Source organism: Brevibacillus sp. AF8 (genome assembly GCF_021270385.1).
Classification (GTDB): domain Bacteria; phylum Bacillota; class Bacilli; order Brevibacillales; family Brevibacillaceae; genus Brevibacillus.
The window spans coordinates 13256-35923 of sequence record NZ_JAGQDN010000002.1 but is presented as its reverse complement, the minus strand read 5'-3'; the positions used below and the strand labels follow the sequence as shown (position 1 = coordinate 35923).

The 22668-nt window shown below is 46.7% G+C and carries 18 protein-coding genes; 8 read left to right on the top strand and 10 right to left on the bottom strand.

Annotation, left to right across the window (positions count from 1 at the left end; translation table 11 throughout):
- Positions 1 to 2 precede the first annotated feature (2 nt).
- Together KB186_RS03205 and KB186_RS03200 are read right to left on the bottom strand one after the other, a co-directional pair.
- The gene (locus tag KB186_RS03205; protein WP_173609784.1) at positions 3 to 1001 is read right to left on the bottom strand and encodes a TIGR03943 family putative permease subunit; all 999 of its coding nucleotides are present in this window, start codon (positions 999 to 1001) and stop codon (positions 3 to 5) included.
- Positions 1002 to 1011: 10 nt separating this feature from the next.
- The gene (locus KB186_RS03200) at positions 1012 to 1938 is read right to left on the bottom strand and encodes a permease (protein WP_232773252.1); all 927 of its coding nucleotides are present in this window, start codon (positions 1936 to 1938) and stop codon (positions 1012 to 1014) included.
- Positions 1939 to 2191: 253 nt separating this feature from the next.
- Here KB186_RS03200 and KB186_RS03195 point away from each other — a divergent pair, with 253 nt between their 5' ends.
- From KB186_RS03195 to KB186_RS03185, 3 genes are all read left to right on the top strand, one after another.
- A complete protein-coding gene (locus KB186_RS03195; protein ID WP_026133948.1) occupies positions 2192 to 2581 on the top strand; it encodes an ArsR/SmtB family transcription factor in 390 nt (129 codons plus the stop codon).
- 142 nt (positions 2582 to 2723) lie between these two features.
- On the top strand, positions 2724 to 3764 hold the full coding sequence (locus KB186_RS03190; RefSeq protein ID WP_221867228.1) for a flavin-containing monooxygenase: 1041 nt from the start codon (positions 2724 to 2726) through the stop codon (positions 3762 to 3764).
- 27 nt (positions 3765 to 3791) lie between these two features.
- Positions 3792 to 4793 (top strand): cation diffusion facilitator family transporter, encoded by a 1002-nt coding sequence (locus KB186_RS03185; protein WP_232773092.1) that lies wholly within the window; start codon positions 3792 to 3794, stop codon positions 4791 to 4793.
- 67 nt (positions 4794 to 4860) lie between these two features.
- On the opposite strand, the gene acsA is transcribed toward KB186_RS03185, so the two are convergent.
- A complete protein-coding gene (gene acsA, locus KB186_RS03180; RefSeq protein WP_173609789.1) occupies positions 4861 to 6576 on the bottom strand; it encodes an acetate--CoA ligase in 1716 nt (571 codons plus the stop codon).
- A 162-nt stretch (positions 6577 to 6738) separates the two neighbouring features.
- Between acsA and KB186_RS03175 the strand changes: the two genes are divergently transcribed.
- The 5 genes from KB186_RS03175 to KB186_RS03155 all read left to right on the top strand — a co-directional run bounded on the left by KB186_RS03175 (position 6739) and on the right by KB186_RS03155 (position 12285).
- Positions 6739 to 7638 carry a metallophosphoesterase gene (locus KB186_RS03175; RefSeq protein ID WP_173609847.1) on the top strand — a complete coding sequence of 300 codons (900 nt, stop codon included), beginning with the start codon at positions 6739 to 6741 and terminating at the stop codon, positions 7636 to 7638.
- A gap of 42 nt (positions 7639 to 7680) precedes the next feature.
- Complete coding sequence (locus tag KB186_RS03170; RefSeq protein WP_232773091.1) at positions 7681 to 8688, top strand: PucR family transcriptional regulator; 1008 nt, start codon at positions 7681 to 7683, stop codon at positions 8686 to 8688.
- A 112-nt stretch (positions 8689 to 8800) separates the two neighbouring features.
- Positions 8801 to 9916 carry an ABC transporter ATP-binding protein gene (locus tag KB186_RS03165; protein ID WP_232773090.1) on the top strand — a complete coding sequence of 372 codons (1116 nt, stop codon included), beginning with the start codon at positions 8801 to 8803 and terminating at the stop codon, positions 9914 to 9916.
- Positions 9917 to 10028: 112 nt separating this feature from the next.
- The gene (locus tag KB186_RS03160) at positions 10029 to 10799 is read left to right on the top strand and encodes a Cof-type HAD-IIB family hydrolase (RefSeq protein WP_173609791.1); all 771 of its coding nucleotides are present in this window, start codon (positions 10029 to 10031) and stop codon (positions 10797 to 10799) included.
- Between the two features lie 85 nt (positions 10800 to 10884).
- Positions 10885 to 12285, top strand: a complete 1401-nt coding sequence (locus KB186_RS03155) for a S8 family peptidase (protein WP_173609792.1) — start codon at positions 10885 to 10887, stop codon at positions 12283 to 12285.
- Between the two features lie 121 nt (positions 12286 to 12406).
- Here KB186_RS03155 and KB186_RS03150 read toward each other — a convergent pair whose 3' ends face one another.
- From KB186_RS03150 to KB186_RS03120, 7 genes are all read right to left on the bottom strand, one after another.
- Positions 12407 to 15397, bottom strand: coding sequence for a hypothetical protein (locus KB186_RS03150; protein WP_232773089.1), 2991 nt, complete (start codon positions 15395 to 15397; stop codon positions 12407 to 12409).
- A 90-nt stretch (positions 15398 to 15487) separates the two neighbouring features.
- A complete protein-coding gene (glmU, locus tag KB186_RS03145; protein ID WP_232773088.1) occupies positions 15488 to 16864 on the bottom strand; it encodes a bifunctional UDP-N-acetylglucosamine diphosphorylase/glucosamine-1-phosphate N-acetyltransferase GlmU in 1377 nt (458 codons plus the stop codon).
- Between the two features lie 22 nt (positions 16865 to 16886).
- Complete coding sequence (locus KB186_RS03140) at positions 16887 to 17045, bottom strand: YwzD family small protein (protein WP_157966782.1); 159 nt, start codon at positions 17043 to 17045, stop codon at positions 16887 to 16889.
- Between the two features lie 113 nt (positions 17046 to 17158).
- Positions 17159 to 18991 carry a glutamine--fructose-6-phosphate transaminase (isomerizing) gene (gene glmS, locus KB186_RS03135; RefSeq protein ID WP_232773087.1) on the bottom strand — a complete coding sequence of 611 codons (1833 nt, stop codon included), beginning with the start codon at positions 18989 to 18991 and terminating at the stop codon, positions 17159 to 17161.
- A gap of 42 nt (positions 18992 to 19033) precedes the next feature.
- Positions 19034 to 20395, bottom strand: coding sequence for a nucleotide sugar dehydrogenase (locus KB186_RS03130; protein WP_232773086.1), 1362 nt, complete (start codon positions 20393 to 20395; stop codon positions 19034 to 19036).
- A gap of 27 nt (positions 20396 to 20422) precedes the next feature.
- Positions 20423 to 21226, bottom strand: a complete 804-nt coding sequence (locus KB186_RS03125) for a response regulator transcription factor (protein ID WP_221867236.1) — start codon at positions 21224 to 21226, stop codon at positions 20423 to 20425.
- Between the two features lie 27 nt (positions 21227 to 21253).
- Positions 21254 to 22657: a glycosyltransferase family 2 protein gene (locus KB186_RS03120; RefSeq protein WP_173609798.1), complete on the bottom strand. Its 1404-nt coding sequence runs from the start codon at positions 22655 to 22657 to the stop codon at positions 21254 to 21256.
- Between the last annotated feature and the right edge of the window lie 11 nt (positions 22658 to 22668).

Sequence of the window (22668 nt, the reverse complement as noted above, 5' to 3'; positions counted from 1 at the left end):
TTTTAACTGTCTGGTGCTGATTCAAAGCTGTAATACACATAAGGATCTTTGGGTGCGGAAACGGCTTCTACTTGAGAGGCTTTGAGAACAAGCATGTCGTACCCGTCTACCTGACGCAACTCAAGCTTTCCGCGTACTTTTACCCAGCTATCCTTTTTCCATTTGTTCGCGTCCTCTTTTTCCACCAGAACACCATAAACACTGGAATCTGCTGTACAGCAGGTGACGGAAAAACGCGCTACGACAAACTGCTGCTTGGTAAAGTCAGGCTGCCGATATACAAATCCCATTGTCTCAAGCTCTTTTCCAGCAAATTCTTTTGCATATAGCTCCATCGTGGTGAGTCCGTCCAGGAACACCTTGTCATTGAGTTCGATTACTGGCTGTTTATGTAAAAAGACGGCGATATCCGTGTAAAAGTCACCAAATCCCTCGTTCGAGAATCGCTGTCGCAATTGTTCGTCGTCTGTTGCTTGAACCGGGGGTATTGCTACTTGATTGGTTGCCTCTGGCTGTGGTTCTACGCTTTGTTCGGCATCTTCTTTTCCTTCTGCTTTCTGCTTCACATTTTCTTCTGCGTTCGCATTCACATTCGCGTTCGCCGTAACATCCGCCAGCTTTCGTACATCATTGCTGAGCAGCGTGATCCCCCGCTTCTGTGCGACATCACTGCCAAGAATTTTATCCGGCATGACAAATCCCATTACGATGGGGAGTACAAACAATCCATAAACCAAAAGGGAGCCGATAGGTGTACGCGGAACTTTGTGTTGCTCCTCACAATCGCAATCGTAAACGCTACTGCCTACAAAAATTTGCCGTATGCTGACAATGGTCAACAGGGCCAGGATGACGAGCGTGACATAGCTGAACATGTGCAATCGCGGTGCGAGATAGTGACTGAGTGTTTCCGACAGGATCAAATAGGCCAACAACGCTGTAATGCCCGCCAAAATCAAACTGCGCATGATATGATGACGCTTCAATTTGTTCTGATCCATATTCTCCTCCTTATATCGGTATGAGCATGGTGACGCAAATCACTAAAAGCGTAATAGCCACGACCAGCTTGATAACAAAACCAAAACGGAATGTTCCAAATAGCATCAACGTCGTTTTTAAATCGAGCATGGGGCCGAAAACCAAAAATGCAAGCAACGAGCTGCTTGAAAACGTATTGGCAAAGGAAGCAGCGATAAACGCATCTGCTTCTGAACAAAGCGAAAACAAATACGCCATCCCCATCATGACCAAATGGGAGGTGAGCGGCGTTTGACCGATGTCCATAAGCGTATCCCTGCTGATGTACACCTGTAAAAGCGCACTGATAAACGCACCAAACAACAAATATTTTCCCATGTCAAAAAATTCATCTACCGCGTGGGCAAACGTCGAGGACAGCTTTCCACCCGTCGCTTTTACATGGTCGGCTTCATGACTGATTTGTGCTTCCATGCCAAGCCGTATCGGATTTTTTTTGACAAACAAGAAGACAAGCATGCCCACAATAAGTGCAACAACGAATCCCGCAATGCCCCGGTAGAGAGCCATTTCCGGCTGACGAGTGAAAGCGACATAGGTCGATGACAAAACAACGGGATTCACAATCGGTCCTGCCAATAAGAAAACAATCCCGACTGACAAGGGCATCCCTTTTTGGATTAAACGACGAACCACAGGGATGATGGCACATTCACATACGGGGAACAAAAATCCGAGCAACCCGGCAAACGGCAGGGCAACGAGTGGATGCTTCGGTGTCCAACGCCTCACCTGCTCTTCTGTCACAAACGTCTGGATAAACGCAGAAAAGAATACACCCAGGAGGACAAACGGGATTGCTTCCAGCCAAATACTAAGGAAAAAGGTTTTCACATCAAGCCACAAAGGGGACCACTCTATGCTCCAACCGGAAAACAAGCTGCTGTCCGTGCTCATTGTTAACCAAACGACACTTAGTCCAAGCAGGAGCGCCCCGATTATTTCAACCAGGAATTGGCGAATCTTCAGAATCAAGCGGGAATTCTCTCCTCTCCATTTACAAATAGGTATCATTCCTATTTAGATAAAGACACCTTTTATTCCTTCTTCTCCTTTACTTTTTTTACAAGAAGAACAGGTTGTCCAGCCTTCCCTTCCCCCTGTATCCGTCTTATAATGGTGGAAAATGGTACGGTTTGGGGTGAATGAAGTGAGCGAAGACATTCAGCGCATTCCCACTGATCTCGAGGTTTGTGAAGTCCAGACGATTGATGAAGAAAAAGTAAACCGGCTTCGGCCCAGGATGATGGAGACGGAAGGTGTCGCCCCTCTCTTCAAGGCTCTCGCAGACGATACCCGAGCAAAAATCATTTACGCGCTGGCGCTTGAAGGAGAACTATGCGTTTGTGATGTCGCAGCAACTATCAATAGTTCGATCCCCAATACCTCTCACCATCTGCGACTGTTAAAAAACATGGGTCTCGCCCGTTATCGAAAAAGTGGCAAGCTCGTCTATTACTCACTCGATGATGATCATGTCCGCCATTTAATCATGTGTGGAATTGAACATGCTGCCGAATTGAAACAATCAAAACCGTAAATCCACTGGATTTTAAACAGGTCCGTCACCAATGTGGCGGCCTTTTTTGCTGATTTTCAAAAAAACATTCAAACAATTACTTGAATATGATAATGAATGTGATATGATGTAGGTAATCCTTACCAGAAAGAAGGCACTACTCATGAATGATTATGACGTCATCGTAATTGGCGGAGGGCAGGCAGGACTTGCGCTCGGATATGCGCTCAAGCGTAAAAATCGTCGTTTTGTCATCGTGGAGCAAAACCAACGGATCGGGGACAGTTGGCGGCAACGCTACGATTCACTGGTGCTTTTTACACCACGTAAACATAATCAACTACCTGGTCTTGCGTTTCCCGGAGAGCGGAATACGCTCCCGAACAAGGATGAAGCAGCAGACTACCTAGAATTGTACGCCAAACATTTCGAATTGCCTGTCATGCTGGGTACGACTGTCATGGAACTCAGCAAAATTGGTTTCCGCTTCCAAGTGCGGACACAAGACCGTCTGCTCTTCGCGAAGCAAGTCGTCATTGCAACAGGGCCATTTCATACACCGTTTATCCCAGGTATTGCGAACAGCTTGGACCACACCGTTCATCAACTGCACACTTCGCAGTACAAGAATGAGAGCCAGCTCATCGACGGCCCGGTCCTTGTCGTTGGCAGCGGCAACTCTGGAGCACAGATTGCGGTAGAACTCGCCGCTCATCGACCTGTTATTTTTTCACAGGGAGAATCACGCTCTTACTTGCCAAACTTCCTATTTGGAAAACCTATATTTGATTACATGAAGACACTTGGATTACTCGATGCTCCCTACTCTACCTGGATCGGCAAGAAAATGCGCAGCTCACCCGATCCAATATTCGGCTATAAAAAGCAGGTGCGCGAGCTCTCTCGCTCAGGAGCATTGCGGTTGGTTTCTCGAGCCGTACAGGTTAATGGGCGTACCGTTTATTTTGCAGATGGAACAGAGGCAACAGTCAATAACGTATTGTGGGCCACTGGCTTTCGACCAAACTACGATTGGTTGAGTATTCCAGATGTGCTGGATTCGAAAGGCAGACCCATTCATCTTCGGGGTATCACAAAAGTACCTGGCCTATCCTTTCTCGGACTTCCCTGGCAGCATACGAGAGCGTCAGCGCTTATGGGTGGTGTAGGAAAAGACGCCCTTTATCTAGTGGAATATCTATAAATTCTTTTCTATAAGGAGGATTCTATCATGGGCTTTCATCATCACGATCATGGAGATGGTCATGGTCACGATCACCATCACCATGGAAAAGGAGCCAGTAAACGAGCTCTTCTCATTTCTTTCCTCATCATTGCTGTATTTTTGGTTGTAGAAACCATCGGGGGCTTCCTCACCAATAGTTTGGCGTTGCTCTCTGATGCTGGGCATATGTTAAGCGATGCATTAGCGCTTCTTTTGAGCTTAATCGCTGTGCATTTCGCTGCACGACCACCTTCTGCAAAGAGAACATTCGGGTTGAAACGTTTTGAAATCTTGGCTGCCCTGACCAATGGTGTGACACTTGTACTGATATCCTTGTTCATTTTCTGGGAAGGGTTCCAACGCATGTGGAATCCGCCTGAGGTTGCCAGTGGCTCCATGATCATCATCGCCACAGTCGGACTCTTGGCAAATATTGCTGCAGCCATTGTACTCATGCGTGGCGATACCAAAAATAACGTCAATGTACGCAGTGCCTATCTCCACGTTCTCGGCGATCTTCTCGGTTCTGTCGGCGCAATCGCTGGTGGTATCCTGATGTGGGCTTTTGGCTGGTACATCGCCGACCCAATTATCAGTATCGTCGTGGCTGTCCTAATCATGCTGAGCGCATGGCGCGTAACGAAAGAATCTGTCAATATTTTGCTGGAAGGCGCCCCTTCACGACTGGATACAACAAAAGTGGAAGAGCGACTCAGTCAACTGCCTGGAGTTATCAGAGTGCATGACCTGCACATTTGGACGGTTACTTCCGGATTTGATTCCCTGACATGCCATTTGGTTGTTCAAGACGATTTGCCCAGCTACCCTGTATTAAATGACGCACTGGTCCTTTTGGAAAAAGAATTCGGCATTACACACGCTACCATCCAGATTGAGAACTCCTCTACTCTACATGGTGACTTACATTGCCAGGCAACAGCCGATTCCCACGATCACGATCATAACCATGAGCACAACCATGACCACGACCATCCTCATGATCATTAGACAACATAGCCATTCCTAAAAAAAGAAAACCATCTCCCGACATTTTCGAGAGATGGTTTTCCTGTGATTAATCTTCCATTGTAGACAGGTCACCAGTCGGTAGACCTAATTCCCACGCTTTCAAGACGCGGCGCATGATTTTTCCGGAACGTGTTTTTGGCAGCTTGTCGCGGAATTCGATTTCACGAGGAGCAGCATGTGCAGCCAGTCCTTCTTTCACAAACTTGCGAATTTCTTCCATCAACGCTTCACTTGGCTCATACCCAGCTCGCAGCGCGATGAATGCTTTGATAATTTCACCACGAACCGGATCCGGTTTGCCGATGACGCCTGCTTCGGCTACTGCTGGATGCTCCACCAGCTTGCTCTCTACTTCAAACGGACCGACTCGCTCACCGGAAGTATTGATCACATCATCAATACGGCCTTGGAACCAGAAGTAGCCTTCTTCATCCTTGTAGGCAGAATCCCCGGATACATACCAGCCCGGGATGCTGAAGTATTCTTCGTACTTCGCCGGGTTGTTCCAGATTTGTCTCATCATGGCCGGCCAGCCCGCACGAATTGCCAGGTTCCCCATACGATTCGGCGGCAGCTCATTTCCTCGATCGTCAATAATCGCTGCATAAATACCTGGGAACGGCTTACCCATCGATCCAGGCTTGATCGCCATACAGCGATAGTTAGAAATTAGTTGGGCACCTGTCTCCGTCATCCACCAGTTGTCATGAATGCGTTGATTGAACACGCGCATGCCCCAATGAACAACTTCAGGATTGAGTGGTTCGCCAACGCTCAGGACGTGACGCAGGCTGGACAGGTCAAATTGCTTGACGAGTTCATCCCCTGCCCCCATAAACATGCGGAACGTAGTCGGAGCACTGAACCAGATCGATACTTTGTTTTTCTCAATGACTTTATACCAATCTTCGGGAGTGAAACGTCCGCCACGTACAACAATCGTCGCTCCATTCAACCAAGGCGAAAAAATGCCATAGGAAGTACCCGTTACCCAGCCTGGGTCTGCTGTGCACCAATAAATATCATCCTCTTGCAGGTCGAGAATCCATTTCCCAGTTTGATAATGCTGGATCATGGCATTGTGGACATGCAGGACACCCTTTGGCTTACCGGTTGAGCCTGAGGTATAGTGCAGGATCATTCCATCCTCACGATCGACCCATTCGATTTCCAGCTCGGTGGAGGCTTCTTCCATTGCTTTTTCAAAGCGGATGTGACCTTCTTTTAGCTCCTCTTCTGCACCTACAACAATCACGTGTTTTAGGGCAGGCAGGTCGCTTACGGGAATGCGCGGCAAGAGTGCAGGCGTCGTAACGATCGCAACGGCTTCGCTATTTTCCAAACGATCACGCACTGCTGCTTCCATGAACGCTTCGAACAGCGGCCCTACAATCGCGCCAATCTTGATCGTGCCTAAAACGCTTACATAAAGCTCCGGCGAACGCGGCATAAAGACGAAAACGCGGTCCCCTTTTACAATGCCCAAATTCCGCAAAACATTCCCGAATTTATTGGATAATTCGCTTAATTGCGCAAACGTATAAGTCTCGTCTCTCGTTGCATTGCTGTACATCAAAGCAATTTTGTCTTTCCGATCAGTAGCGAGATGTCGATCAATGGCTTCGTACACCATGTTCACTTTCCCGGTCTCATACCAAGAGAATTGCTTCTCCACATCCGCCCAATCAAAATTCGCATATGCTTCGTCATAATTTTCCAGATTATAAGGGCCTTCCGTTGCTGGAATTTTCTCTACGTTCATGTCTTCACTCTCCTACTCTACATCGTTTTTCTCACTACGCAACATTCATAATATTTCTACATTTTTTGCGTAATTCCTCCTGCCAGAACCTACTTATTCGATTGCGAACTTTTTCTTGTATAATTGACGGTACGCTTATCGTAAAGGAGATGGCTGACCTTGATGATCTGGTTTATTTTACTTGGCGCTATCGCCTTGTTGCTTTTTCGAGCCTATCGCAATACATTTGATGTTCAAATAAAAGAAGTAGCAATACCCTTGCAAAAATCACGGCATCTTCAACAACCGCATGATTTTGAACCGATTTCGATCTTGCATCTGTCTGATTTGCACATGGAAAACTTATCTGTATTGCCCCAGCGCATTGTCGATGACTTCTCGCAGCGTCAGGTAGACCTGATTGCGATCACCGGAGACTTGCTCGACCGCGACAAAAACATTCCGAAGGCAGTTGCTTTTGTGCAATGTCTCCAGCAATTACAGCCAACACTCGGAACTTATGTAGTTTTTGGCAATCACGACTACGTGCTTACCCCTTTCAAGCTTGCACAGTTAAAATCTGAGTTGGAACGAATTGGCTGTCATGTTCTTGTCAACGAAAATGAAACGATCTATCACAAAGGGCAACCCCTGCACCTTATCGGTGTGGATGATTTCAGTACGCGCCATAGCAACCTGGCCAAGTCTTTCTTCGGTGTTCCCGAGACAGGAGCAAGGCTCGTCTTGACTCATGATCCTAATATAGTTTTGCACATGAAGGAGTATGCTTACGATTATTTGTTGTCAGGGCATTTTCACGGAGGTCAGATCCATTGGCCTCGTCCCTTTCATCTCGTAAAGATGGGGAAATTGCCGAAGCTAAATATCGTGAAAGGTCTTCATGAGATGGATGGTCGACCCTTTTACATCAGTGAGGGCCTGGGGCAAACAGGGGTAAACATCCGCCTGCGTTCCCGTCCCGAGATAACCTTGCATGTATTGGGCAGTGATGCTCCATTCAGCGTGATAGCCGCTCCAGCTCCGGCCCTACAAGAAACTGCTGCCACGCTTGCCCTCGACTAAGGTATAATAGCCTTACTTTCGTGTCGAGATGGGGGTCACCTTGTGGAAAAATGGAAGAGAGATGTCGAGCACATCCGACAAACGACGAATTTACCTATCGAATATGTACAAGTCTCACAAACGGAAGCTGCACAAGCCCAGCAGGATTGGGTACAAAAAGGTTGGGAACCAGTTGCCCTCCATTCGAGTAACGGTGTAATGACATTGATTCTTATCGAAACGGCATCTTGGCATGCTTCAGCCCGGGCGTTGCTGGATCTGATTTTTCCTCATATGGATGACCCAACAACGCTTCCCCTCCCAAAACAGATATCCAATTGGCTTTCGGGCATTGTCTCCGGTTCCCCTGTTGCAATTCCTGCTCAGCTGGAAGCAAAATGGCCGTGGAAAGAAGCTCGCGTCTCCTTTTTATTAGAGCGATGCAGACCGGATCAAAAGGGAGAATGGGATTCCTTGCAGCCCTTGCTGAATGATTTTTTTGAAGGAGCACCTGATTTCATTCCGCTAACGCAAACACATGCCCTTCTCATCATCCCTGTCTCCATGCTCGATCACCAAAAAACGGCTTCAGAGCTTTTGGAGTGGGCATCTGGGCTGCATGATCTGATTTCGATGGAATGGATGGAACCCGTTCGCCTTGTTGTTGGATCGCCAATCGCGAGTCCACTAGCATTGGGCGACACTCTTTTACAGCAATTATCACTGGCCCGTGCCCTTCAAACCTATCGACCACAAATGATGGTTGCTGGAGATTGGTCTTATCCATTGGAACGATGGGCGGCTTCTCTCCCCAAAGAAATAGCAGCCGCAATCGCCAACGAGCTAACCGCTGTCATAACCGTTCCGCACATGACAGATGAACAATTGGAAACATTAGATACCTTGTTCGCCAGACAGTTGAATGTAAGCGATACAGCACGACAGCTCTTCCTTCACCGGAATACACTGTTGTATCGATTGGACAAGCTGACGGAACAAACCGGATTAGACCCGCGATTGTTTCCTGATGCCGTCATGCTCCAGCTCTACCTTCTCTTTCGTCAAAATTAACAAAACATTTTGTATATAATGTCCGTATCCAACTTGCAAATGAATTGGTACCCTACCATTACAGTCATCCAAGAATTCTCTCTCTTCACAAACCCGAGGAGGTGCCTTTTTCATGGCAAAGGTAAGTCTTTCCCACATTTATAAACGATATGGAAACAACGTTACGGCAGTAGACGATTTTCACTTGGAAATTCAAGATCGCGAATTCCTCGTTCTAGTCGGACCATCTGGTTGTGGAAAATCTACCACGCTGCGCATGATTGCGGGTCTGGAAGAGATTTCGGAAGGTGATTTATACATAGGCGATCGCCGTGTCAACGATGTGGCTCCCAAAGATCGCGACATCGCCATGGTTTTTCAAAGCTATGCACTCTATCCGCATATGAATGTATATGAAAATATGGCTTTCGGTCTGAAATTGCGCAAATTCTCCAAATCCGATATTGATAAGCGCATTCAAGATGCAGCTCGAATTCTCGATATTTCGCATTTGCTAGACCGCAAGCCAAAAGCGCTGTCCGGGGGACAAAGACAGCGTGTCGCACTGGGCCGTGCTATCGTGCGTGAACCGCAAGTATTTTTGATGGATGAACCGTTGTCCAACCTCGATGCGAAGCTACGTGTACAAATGCGCACGGAAATTTTGAAACTGCATCAACGCTTGAATACCACAATCATTTATGTGACGCACGATCAAACGGAAGCCATGACTATGGGAGACCGGATCGTCGTCATGAAGGACGGCCTCATCCAACAGGTGGCAACCCCGACTGAAATCTACAATCATCCAGTCAATCTGTTCGTAGCAAGCTTTATCGGCTCCCCTGCGATGAACTTTGTGAAAGGGAATCTTTCCGAGAAAGACAGAGCACTCTATTTTGATGCCCAAAATATTCATGTACGCTTCCCGGAAGATAAAGCCAAGACTTTACGGGAAAAAGGTTATGTAAATAAGCAGGTTATTTTTGGGATTCGCCCCGAGGACATTTACAGCGACGCCTCTTTTATGGAAGCAAATCCATTTGAGAGCTCACTGGAAGCAGAAGTGGAAGTCGTAGAAAACATGGGTTCCGAATTGTATGTTTATTTCCACAATATCGGAGATACCCAGATGGTAGCGCGTGTGGATTCTCGTGAAGCGCTCAAACCAAAGATGAAGGTAAAACTAGCGATGGATCTTGCCAAATGTCATGTATTTGACAGCGAGACAGAAGTAGCTGTATTCTAATAGCGAAATGAAAAGGAGTGTCCCAACCGGCATTCCTTTTCCTATTTTTTTGTGCAAAACTTTTTATAGAGAGAACACCTAGAGAGAGAGCGTGGAGAGGAGCGGATAAGAAGTGGCTTATCAAATCGTCTTTTTTGACATTGACGGAACCTTACTGAACACCGATCACATCATTCCACAAACAACGGTGGACGCCATACAGACATTAAAACAAAACGGTGTCCATGTCGCGATCGCAACAGGACGAGCTCCTTATCATTTGATGCCAATCGCTGAGCAACTGGGCATTGAGACATTCGTGGGCTTTAACGGGTCGTATGTGAAGAGTGAAGGAAAGATCATTCATCACACGCCAATTGCTACAGAAACATTGGCACAGCTCGAACAAATGGCTGAGGGTTATTCCCATCCGATGGTATTTTTGAGCGCAGATCACTTCTATGCCAATACGATGGACCACCCACATATCATCGAGTCTTTTGATTGGTTGGGACTGGAATACCCAGCGTATCGCCATCGCTACTGGGAGGAAACGCCGATTTATCAAGCATTTCTATACTGTGGTCCAGATGAAGCAAGGTACACAGGAGAATTCCGTGACGTTACTTACATTCGTTGGCATGAACACTGCATGGATATTTTGCCCCCAAACGGCTCCAAGGCAAAAGGAATTGAAGCCGTCTTGAAACATTTTGGACTCACTCCTGCGGATGCTGTTGCCTTTGGAGATGGATTGAACGACAAAGAGATGCTCTCCTATGTTGGTATGGGAGTAGCGATGGGAAATGCTCATGAAGAATTGAAGCCGTTCGCCAATATGATTACGCTCCACGTAAACGACAATGGTATTCAACATGGTTTAGCAAAGCTTGGATTAATCTAGTCACGCCAATTGTAAGCTATTTCCTTCATAATCACTCCCTTCATGTGCACGATATAGATAATAGCACTGGAGGGAGTGAGTTTTTTTGCGCGTCTGGCCTTTTGTTGCCGCTATTGCCTTGGTCGGTCTCGTAGTTGTCCCGTATCGGATGAATCAGAATGCAGAGCAGGAAATGCGCGAACCTCATCCCCGCGTGACATCCGTTCAAGCGAGAATTCCCCGCATTAACTACATTGAACAAGTGAAAGACATTCGTCGTGACCTGGAGACAAAAAGCCATATCCAAACGCTTCATCATAACCAGCGTGATCGCAGTCATTATGTAGAAAATGAAGTTGTCGTGCGCTTTTCCCCTCGACCCAAGCAAGAAAAAATTGATGAGCTCGTTTCTTCGTTGGATGCCAAGATCAAGCGCGACTTTGACAAATTTCTCATTATCAAATCAAAGAGCATGACTACCAAGCAGCTCATGAAAAAACTGGCTGAACATCCTGACTCCGTATTTGCCGAGCCAAATTACCTTTTACTCCCGAACGTGAAACCAAACGATACGTACTACAAGGAATACCAGTGGAATCTTCCTCTGATCGGCATGGAGCAAAGCTGGGACGTCAGTGAAGGTAGCAGTGATGTCATCGTTGCAGTCGTCGATACAGGTGTGGATATGAAGCATCCGGAATTTGCCGGTAAGCTGGTCAAAGGCTATAACGTTTTGGATGGCAGTAACAAACCCGAGGATGATAATGGTCATGGAACCCATGTATCAGGTGTCATAGCGGCGAAAACGAATAACAGAGATGGCATTGCCGGGATGTCCTGGAATAGCAAGATTATGCCGGTCAAAGCCATTGGCGCAGACGGCTCGGGATCAGCTGTAGACATCGCACAAGGTATTTATTGGGCGACTGATAACGGAGCGGATGTCATCAACTTGAGCGTAGGCAACTATACCTCCTCAGCCGCTCTACGGGAAGCTTGTCGCTACGCCTTTGAAAGGAATGTCGTGTTGGTCGCGGCTTCCGGAAACGACGCAAGTGATCAACCTAGCTTTCCTGCAGCCTATGATGAAGTCCTGGCCGTTGCCGCTGTCGATCACCGCAAGGAACGCGCCGATTTTTCCAACTTTGGCGATTATGTAGATGTATCTGCTCCCGGGGTCGATATTCCGAGCACGTACATTTATAGCGACTATGCCTCGCTATCCGGTACTTCGATGGCATGTCCTCACGTCGCTGCACTCGCTTCGCTCATCCGTTCCATTCATCCCGACATGAACACCCGAGACGTGATGAATCTCATTAGACATTCCGCAACTGACCTCGGAGCTCCAGGTCACGACCAGTTGTACGGGTACGGTATCATTAACGTGAACCAAGCCCTTCGCCAAGCCCAACCGGTCGAGCAAGTCAAAACGGAACAGCCTCCAAAAACAATTGGCGGCTTACTTACCAAGTTTTTCCAACGTCTGCGTTTTGGGGCACAATAAATGCAGTAATAAATTTCGGTGAACAAAAAGGCGTACGTCCCCGTTTAAGGTTTGTACGCCTTTTTATATACATTTCGGAGCGATTCGAATAGAAAAAGGTGGCATCTAACCACCTTTTTCGTTACTCATGCCTTGGCATACCATATGCTTTGTACGCCTTGCGCAAAATCTCAAAGCTCAGCTTTTTTCGTTCATGGTACGTTGGCAAATCCCATTTGTCCCATTGGTACAAGAGTGGTTTGGAAGCTTCCCGAGAGAATGGCTTTTGATTGGAATGTGCAAATACTTCCACACCAACCCCTTTACTTTCGGTTGGAACGATTCCATTCGCCTCATACGGGTATTTCCAAACCTGTTTGCTACTCGGGTCAGTATACCCCAGAAACATCCAAGGAATACGTATTTCCAAAACATTGCCTTTTGCATACCAATCCGCCAATGAGTTGTACGTCGGATCTTCTGGATCGGAAATCCCTGGTTTCATGATGCCCACTTCCAACTCTTCGAAAGGCATTTTTTTCTTGGTTTCCGGTAAATACAATGCTTTGTTGAGTGTCAGCTTCCATGGCAAGAATATGCCCCTATCTGCTTGATCATAACGTTCATCCCAAGGCAGCATTCCCTTGATATACCCATATAGCCAACTATGCTGATCATAGGCGCTATTGACAAAAATGCGAGAATTGCTTTCCCCTTGCATTCGCAATAAAAATTCGATCTCTTGGGAAAATGTAATTCCTGGTGCTTGATCAGCTGTTCGACTCCCACCACTCAGCGTATCAAAGCCAATATCCAGCCTGTCCTTTGAGAAATCCCAAACCCCTTCGCTCTTCTTTAGCATGAGATACAGGTACGCTTCATCGTGTGAAACAGAGAGATCAAATCCGGGATAAGCACGTTTGACACGCTGAAGTCTTTTTTCCCAATCTGCTGTTTTCCCATCAAGGATGATCTGGTCAGATACGTAATTACCAGGTTCGACCGCGATGACGCCAAATTTCTCCTCGTTTGTTAACGGATTGTTCCACATTGCCCTCCGTTCCCAAGGCAGCTCCAGGTCAATCGTATTCCAAGTAAATTTGAACCATTCATCCTGCCATGCGAATAAAAGTGCACCATCGTAACCCTCTTCAAAAATACTGCGCAGCATATCGGCGTTCATCTCGCCTTGCTCTTGTTCCGTATGCATTCCCTGATTCCGTCCAGCAGGCCCATAATGAGTCATTCCTCGCGAGCTAGGTACGCCATATTCGGCAACTAACAATGGGATTCCTTTGTGGTGGGCACGCAAATCACGCAGGTAGCCGGCATACGGATTTATCTTGCCGCTTGAATCCCGGTACGTTTGATACTTTCCCTCATATCGCAAAAAGTCCGGGTAATACGGATAGACATGATATGCGGCAAAGTAACCAGCTGTCCATTCCGCCGAGGCTTTCAGATTCATCGGGTCAATCGAGACCATATCCTCTTGCGGCAGCGGCTCGTTGGGATGCGACAGCGGATCGGTCGTCAGCCAATTTGTAAACGATACCGGATGCTGCCATCCATATTTCATCTCTTCCTCAGCCAAATAATCAAGCATGGAGGCAAGCCAGCTTTCAAAAGGAGACGCTTTTTCCGTTGTTATGATATATTTTCCCTGATAAGGAGGCATGTCCAGATTTGTTGCATTCGTCACCTGTACCGTATACGGATGCCACTCGGTACCGAGTATCCACCCTACCAAGTATTCCGACACATCTGTTCGATATTCACCGCTGGCACGACCGTACCGCTCCGGGAGAGTCACGTCTCCATGGACTGCTTGTACAGCGTCTTTAATCTCCTGGCGAAAATCTCTGGTTATCTCGGGAGTAAATGCATCCCGTCCTTTCCGATCTTCACCCGCGAGCGCTTCATCCGGCGACCAGATTCCTTGCAGTAGGAGCAACGGCTCTTCCTGCTTTTGGTTGAATTCATGTAATGACTCATAAAAAATCGGAGGTAGAATTGTATAAATGCGGACGACTTTGTTATTCATTTCTTTCATCTGTGAAAACCAGCGCAAGTAATCTTCGCGGGTCGGGGAGAGCTCTCCAGGATAGTGCCCTGGTGTCGTTGCACCCAGGTTGATTCCCGCCCAAAACACGGGTTCCCAGCCTTGCCCGTTATAGAGGGCAATATCCCCGCCGTCTACTTTGGCAACCAGCTTCTTGCCTTCACCTTCGAATACAGGCATCGGTTTTGCCGCTTTGCTTGCTTCCATTTGGGCTTCGCTTTTTTTGACCAGTTCCTTCCACTTCTCGTAATCATGGATGGCGTATCCGGCGTAGCCTCCAAATTCTTCGAGATTATCTTCGAGAACGGCCAGCTGCTCCTCCAATCCGCCATGCCCTTCCTCATAAAAGGTTGTGTTTTCTCCCTCTGCGCTTTGCAGCAGGTTAAGGCCTACGACCACTTTGTTTTTGTGACCGTTCGCTTCGTTCATGATCGGGTTCACAATTTCCAATACCCCGTTCGGTCCCTCTATCCTGTCGCGGTAGGCCATTAACGTTACATGATCTAGCGTGCTGACCAGCCACTTGCTGACCGTTTCCGATTGGTCTGCCAGCGACAGCTCGTACATCCAAAACGGAATATCGACACTTAGCTCCAACGCTGGGTCCTTTTTGATTTCCGCGGACAAGTATTCGATATTGGCTACCCATTCGTTTTTGATTACTTCTTTATTCTCATTCCATTCGGGTAGTACGTGAGGTTCTATATCGAGATGGAGGCCGCTGAATCTTTCACCTTCTCCTGCTGATTTATTATAGGTCTGAACCCAGTTTAAGAAGGTGGTAATACTTTTTCGATTAGAAACGAGAGACCAGACCGGATCTCCCGCAAGAGCATCCACGCGAATGCCGGATGCATTTGCTTCCTTAATAAAGGAACGATAATCTTGATGGGCAACATTTTCTTGGTCAATATGCAAATAAATGAGATTGACGTCATGTTGCTTGGCAAATGCGATGATTTCTTCTCTTTCTGTAACAATGAGCTGCGTATTCCAAATCCAGGTCGCGATCATCGGCGGAGTCTTATACAAATAAGCGATGATTGCGATGACTGGTATGATGATGATCAAAAAACCAAGCAGTAGCTTTTTTTTGCTTGATCTATTTTGTTCTGGTTCTATGCTAGCTGTAAAAATAAGACATCCTCCTACTGACTGCGATTATGGGCGGGTTGTCATCAACCGTTTGGCATACTGCTCTTTAATGCTCTGACGTTCTCTGGCGATGGCCAAAGCGTCGTTCGGAACATCATCTGTGATCGTAGAGCCTGCGGCTACATAAGCGCCCTCTCCGATGGTAACTGGAGCGATCAAGTTGGCATTGCAACCAATAAAGGCGTGATCACCAACGATCGTTTTATGCTTGTGGACGCCATCGTAGTTGACAGTGATTGTACCGCACCCTACGTTTACATATTCACCAATATCAGAATCACCAATATACGAGAGATGAGCAACCTTTGCACCTTTCCCGAGACGTGAATTTTTCAGTTCGACAAAATCTCCGACTTTCGCCCCCTCACCTACATCTGAACCTGGACGAATATAGGCATAAGGACCAACCACAGCTCCATCTCGAATCGTGCTATTACATACATTTGAGTAGCGAATTTCTACGTTATCCCCTACGATACAATCACTTACGTCTGCATTTGGTCCGATGACGCAAGCCGGTCCTATCGTTGTTTTCCCGCGAAGGTACGTTCCCGGATGAATAACCGTATCAGGTCCGATACACACATCGGCATCAATATAGGTGGAGGTTGGATCAATGATCGTGACCCCGTTTTGCATATGCTGCTCATTGATTCGCATACGGAGCAATCTCTCGGCGCAAGCCAGCTGGATTCTGTCATTCACGCCGCCCCCCTCTTCCGCATCATCGGTCATAAAAGCCCCAATGCGCTCGTTTTGCTCGTTTAAAATACTCAAAACATCAGGCAAGTAATACTCTTTCTGGGCATTATCATTTTTCACTCGAGATATGGCTTGAAACAGCTTTTGGTTGTCGAAACAATACATTCCTGTATTGATCTCGCATACGAGCCGTTCTTCGGCTGTTGCATCCTTGTGCTCCACGACCCGTTCTACAAGACCGTTTGCGTTGCGGATCAATCGCCCGTACCCTGTAGGATCGTCTACGCGTGCTGTTAATACAGTTGCTGCTGCATGTTGAGTTTCATGTTGCTCGAGCAGTTGCGCCAGTGTTTTCTCCCTCACCAATGGTGTATCCCCGCTCAACACGATCGTTGTTCCCTGTTTGTCATGCAGGAGGTCAGCCGCCATCATCACTGCATGGGCAGTCCCCAATTGCTCGGACTGGTAAGCATAGCGGACAGAAGCACCGAATTGCTTTTTCACTTGCTCGGACCCATGCCCTACAATCAAAATAATCTCATGGATGCCAAGACCATGTAATCTGTCGACAATATGCTGGATCATTGGTTTGCCACAAACCTCATGGAGCACTTTGCATCGCGCAGACCTCATTCGTGTCCCTTTTCCCGCTGCCAATACAATTGCATAACGACTAGTCATGTGATCCTCCTATCAGATCGACTTATTTGGCTTCTTTGAAGTACGGCCTTACTCTGTTGACAATATCCTCAACAATATCTCTCGTTCCCATTGTCGTTGTCTGTTGACCTTTCTCGTAAACCTGAAGCATGATTTCTATCAACGTTTTTTGATCAAGAGTTTGGTCAGTGGAATCCATCATGGACACTTCAGCCCCTTACGGAAATAAATGTAAATCCGACAAGTCAAAATGGGGAAAGAATCCCGTTCACTCCAATAAGCTGGCTGTTCCGGGATTCTTCCAAATCATATTTTTTATTCAACGGTTACACTTTTGGCAAGATTCCGTGGCTTGTCTACATCATTACCCAATGCCAGAGAAGTATAATACGAGATCAACTGCAGCGGAATAACGGACAGGATGGGGGTAAATACAGGCAAAGTCGCAGGCACAAAGCACACTTCGTCAACATTTCGGTGCAATTCGACATTCCCTTCCAATGTGATCGCTAACACATTCCCACCTCGGGCCTTCACTTCTGTAATATTGCTAACCATTTTTTCTTCCAGCTCTTTTTGTGTCACCAAGGCAATGACTGGCGTACCCTCTTCGATCAAAGCCAGCGTTCCATGCTTCAATTCCCCTGCAGCGTATGCCTCTGAGTGAAGGTAAGAAATTTCCTTCAGCTTCAAGGACCCTTCCAACGCCACAGCATAATCAATGCCTCGACCGATAAAGAACAGGCTGGCATGATTTTGGATAGACTCGGCATAGACGCGAATATCATCCGCATGTTGGAGTGCCTTTTCAGCCTGCTCAGGCAGCTGTCGCAGATTGGCAATCATGAATTCCCGCTCTGTTTCGGTAAGCGTCTCCTTCACCTGAGCTAGATACAATCCGAGCAGGTAAAAAACGATTACCTGAGAGGAGTACGCCTTCGTTGAAGCGACAGCAATTTCCGGCCCGGCAAAGGTAGCAAGTACGTAATCGGCTTCACGGGCAATGGAGCTGCCCTGTACATTCGTGATGGCCAAGACCTTGGCTCCCAGGCGTCGACTCTCCCGCAACGCTGCCAGCGTATCAGCTGTTTCACCAGACTGGCTCACGACAATGACCAACGTTTTTTCAGATATAATAGGGCGGCGATATCTGAATTCTGAAGCGACATCGATCTCTACCGGTATCCTCGCCAGTTCTTCGATCACATTCTTGCCGATCAACCCTGCATGATAAGCGGTTCCGCACGCTACGATGAATATTTTCTCAAACCGATTGATTTGTTCTGGATGTAGTTGAAAATCCTTTAAAACAATTTGCTTTCCGTCCTCGTCAATCCGGTTGAGCAGCGTGTTCCGAAATGCATTTGGCTGCTCGTAAATTTCTTTTAGCATGAAGTGCTCAAAACCGTCCTTCTCCGTCTGTTCCACATTCCAATCTACGCGGAATAACTCTCGTTGAAGCGGTTCGCTCGTTTCCACTTTCATGAGAGAAACACTGTCTTTCTTGAGAACCGCCATTTCCCCATCTTCTAAGATGACAATGTCGCGTGTGTGCTCAAGTACAGCAGAGATGTCGGAGCCAATGAAGTTTTCTCCTTTGCCTACCCCGATAATTAATGGACTTGCCAATCGGACTGCCACCATTTTATCTGGTTCGTACTCGCAAATAACCCCGAGAGCATATGCTCCGCGCATACGCAGTACTGCATTTCGAACCGCGGTAACGAGATCGCCTTCGTATAGTACAGCAATGAGATGAGCAATGACTTCTGTATCGGTCTCGGATGTAAACGTGACACCATGGTCCAAAAGCTCCTGCTTGATTTCCAGATAGTTTTCGATAATACCGTTATGGACAACAGAAAACTTTCCCGATTCATCCGTATGCGGATGTGAGTTCTCATCGGATGGACGTCCGTGAGTGGCCCAACGCGTATGTCCGATTCCCAAACAACCTCGCATAGGAGATTGGACGAGCCGTTCTTCCAAAACGGCCAGCCTTCCTTTCGACTTGCAAATCTCCATTTTTTCACCGTTAAATATTGCGACACCAGCCGAGTCATAGCCGCGATACTCCAACTTCTGCAAACCATTTGTCAGGATTTTTTGCGCTTGCCCCTCACCAATATATCCCACGATACCGCACATACGATTGCCTCCCTATTCCGTAATGAGCATCCAGTTTCCGAGTTAAGCCAGGAGTACGACTCGTTCTTCTTCACCGTGCATCCTTGCCGGATTCCCCAGCTTGTAAATGTGTTGACCCGTTATACTGTCAAAAGCATTCCGTGTATCAATGATAGCTACACCCAGGTCAGCAAACTTCTGGTAGTCAAAGCTCTTATGATTCGTAACGAGTACCATGCAATCGTAATTTTTCATTTGTTCCAAGTCATGCGGAATGGAACGAACTGTGTTCCCGCGTTTGTCTACAAAGCTTTGTGCATAAGGATCGTAGTAATCCACACGTGCCCCGTTTTCCAGGAACAGCTCATATATATGCAAGCCTGGGGATTCACGTAGGTCATCAATGTCAGGCTTGTAGGCCATCCCCAAAATGAGAATCCGCGAGTTTTTGATTGATTTGGCATAAAGATTCAGTACCTGTGCAGTTTTATTGATCACATAGTCTGGCATATTGTCGTTAATCGATTGTGCCAGTTCGATGAATTTACTATGAAAGCGGAAGCCCTTTGCCTTCCAAGAAAGGTACATCGGATCAAGCGGAATGCAATGCCCACCGATTCCAGGACCTGGATAAAATGGCATGTAGCCAAACGGTTTCGTTGACGCAGCTTTGATAACCTCCCACACATCGATGCCCATTTTGTCGCACATCATAGCCATTTCATTGATAAAGGCAATGTTTACACTCCGGAATGTATTTTCCAGCAATTTAGACATTTCAGCGACCTTCGGAGAAGAAACCGTTACTACATTCGTAACCAAATTGCTATACAACAAGGCCCCCAACTCCAAGCACTTCGGCGTGGTTCCCCCGATTACTTTTGGCGTATTGTGTGTGTTGAAGGAATAGTTACCTGGGTCTACTCGCTCAGGAGAGAAGCAAAGAAAGAAATCCTTTCCGACGGTCAGACCCAGCTTTTCGAACTCCCATTGAATCAATTCTTCTGTCGTCCCCGGGTAAGTTGTGCTCTCAAGCGTAATCAGAAGGTTTTTCTTTTTATATTTAATAATTTCACGGACAACTCCCTTAATGAAGGACGTATCCGGATCTTGATTTTCACTGAGCGGCGTTGGCACACATATGCTGACGGCATCCAGCTCCTTGAGCACCCGATAATCAGTAGTCGGGAAGAATCGCTGAGCAGAAAGGCTTGATTGGATCACATCGCAAGGAACGTCCTGAATATACGACCTCCCTGCAAGCAAGGTTTCTACCTTCCGTTGGTCCAAATCGATGCCGTAAACAGAGAAACCGCTTTTTGCCATTTCCATAGCGAGGGGAAGACCAACGTACCCAAGACCAATTACCCCGACTTTTACGGTTTTTGATTCCATTTTTTGCTTCAATTTTGTGAAGTAGCTCATTTTTTTCTTCCTCCCTTTTATCTATGTTTAAGACAATAGACTTCTCACTCGTGCTTCCAGGTCCACTGGTGAAAATGGCTTCGCTATATAATCTGAGACTCCCAGCTCGAATGATCTTTTCTTGTCGTCTTCCAACCGTTTGTGGGTTAACACCACGATTTTGGTGCCATGCGTAACTGCATTGATCTTGCCGATGAGCTGGTAACCGTCTTCAATGGCCAAATTGACATCGGTGATAACAGCGTCCGGTAAAAATCGTTTGTATTTTTCCCACGCTTCTCTCCCGTTGTCCGCCAAATAAACGCAGTAACCTTTTCTTTGTAAATAGATGCGTAAAAACTCATTCACAGTTTCATCTTGCGAAACAAGCAAAAGACTTCTCTTTTCTTCCGATGATCTTTTACCGCTGTATATGTGAATCTCACCAGCGCTTCCCTTTCCAGCAGTAATCTCCTGTACCATACCACTTAGAACTTGTGCTGCTGATTCCCCCTGTTCAGGGAAGCTGGCGATGAATACTGGCCCTGCCAACAGTTGTTGGGTCTGTAGCTGTTCCTTGATGAAGAGAGAATAGAAATGAGTATTGCCTAGCATTTGATCGCCAAGGAGAATTCCCAGAATGCTGCTTTGTTTGTCGTAAAAACAATGGATATCCGTAAACCCCTCTGCTTTTGCCAAAGACATTTTCAAATCTTGGAGCTTTTCCTCACTGCTTCCATTCGTGACAGCCAGAATAATCCCGCATGGCAACTGACTCGACTCATAGAAGGTAAGCACATGTTCAAAGGCTTGAAATAAAGGAAACGAATACGCTTTTGCAATCTGACTCATGGTATCTCCCTCCTGTGCCTTATTTCTCTATGTTTTCCAGCTTGTTCTCGTCATGGTTCCCCATGTGTTATTGTTGCGCATAAACTCGATATGCCCCAGAAATCTCCAAATGACTCCCAACTGCTGATATCCAAGAAACATGAAGAAGAGGAATGCCAACATCTTGAGGTTGTCGCGAAATCTTGTGTAACGCTTGAAGGCCAGCTCTTCCATAAAAAGAGAACCGATCCCGAGCAGCACGCCAAACAAGAGATTCAGCAGCGCATAGATAGCCAGTATTCTCCATTGAGTCATGTCCATCAATGTATATCCCAGCAGAGCCAAAAAACCAGTAAACCTGAAATAAGGATTGAGCGTTTCGAAAATGATGTTATAGGGAAATGTAATCAGCCCTACAACTTTGTACTTGGGACGGCCTACTATATAAATACCGTACTCCAGCATGTTTTTAAGGTTGCCACGTCCCCATCTTCTTCGCTGGCTTCCAAGTATTTTCAAGGTATCAGGAGCCTGGGTCCAGCAAACGGCATCAGGGCAAAAAGCCACTCGATATGGAAGTTTATTTTCAAGCATATATTTATGAAGCTTGATGATAATGTTCATGTCCTCGCCGGGATATCCCCCTCGATAACCGCCGGCTTTGACAACGAAATCTTTTCGAAATACCCCAAAGGCACCAGACACAATAATCAGTCCGTTGATTGAGCTCCAACCGATCCTTCCCCCTAGGAATGCCTTTAAGTATTCGACACACTGAAACATAGGCAAAATTTTGTTAGGAAGATTGACTTTCTTTATCATTCCATCCTCGATTTCACAGCCGTTAGCGATTCGGACTATGCCGCCGATTGCGACCGTTTCTTCAGGGTTTTCCATGTACACCTTGGCGATGCGGATCAACGCGTCCTTTTCCAATAAGGAATCAGCATCGATGGAAGCAATCAATGGATAATGGGAAAGATTAATCCCCGCGTTTAGCGAGTCGGCTTTTCCTCCGTTTTCCTTATCAATGAGATATAAATTCGGATATTGCGGATTGTAATAAACGCCTCGTACGTTGGAGGTTTCCAATACTCTGGAGCCCCCTGCATACTCTGTGCGAGTTAACTGGAACTCCTGTAACAAAACTTGCAACGTTTCGTCTTTGGAACCGTCATTAATAACAACCACTTCATACTTGGGATAATCCAGCGCGAGAAGCGAACGAACGTTTTCAATGATGGTCAATTCCTCATTGTAAGCGGGAACGAGAATCGAAATTTGTGGTACGTACTCTGATCCAGAGAGTGACTGAAAGCGAGAATACATGGAGCTTTTGATGATGGAAAAAATATTTTTGATGGACAGGCTTAGAATCGTTAAATAGAGCGTCTCAATCACGATAACGTAATAAACAGCAAAGATCCCGTATGCTTGCAAAAAGTCCCTCATGTCAAACTCCT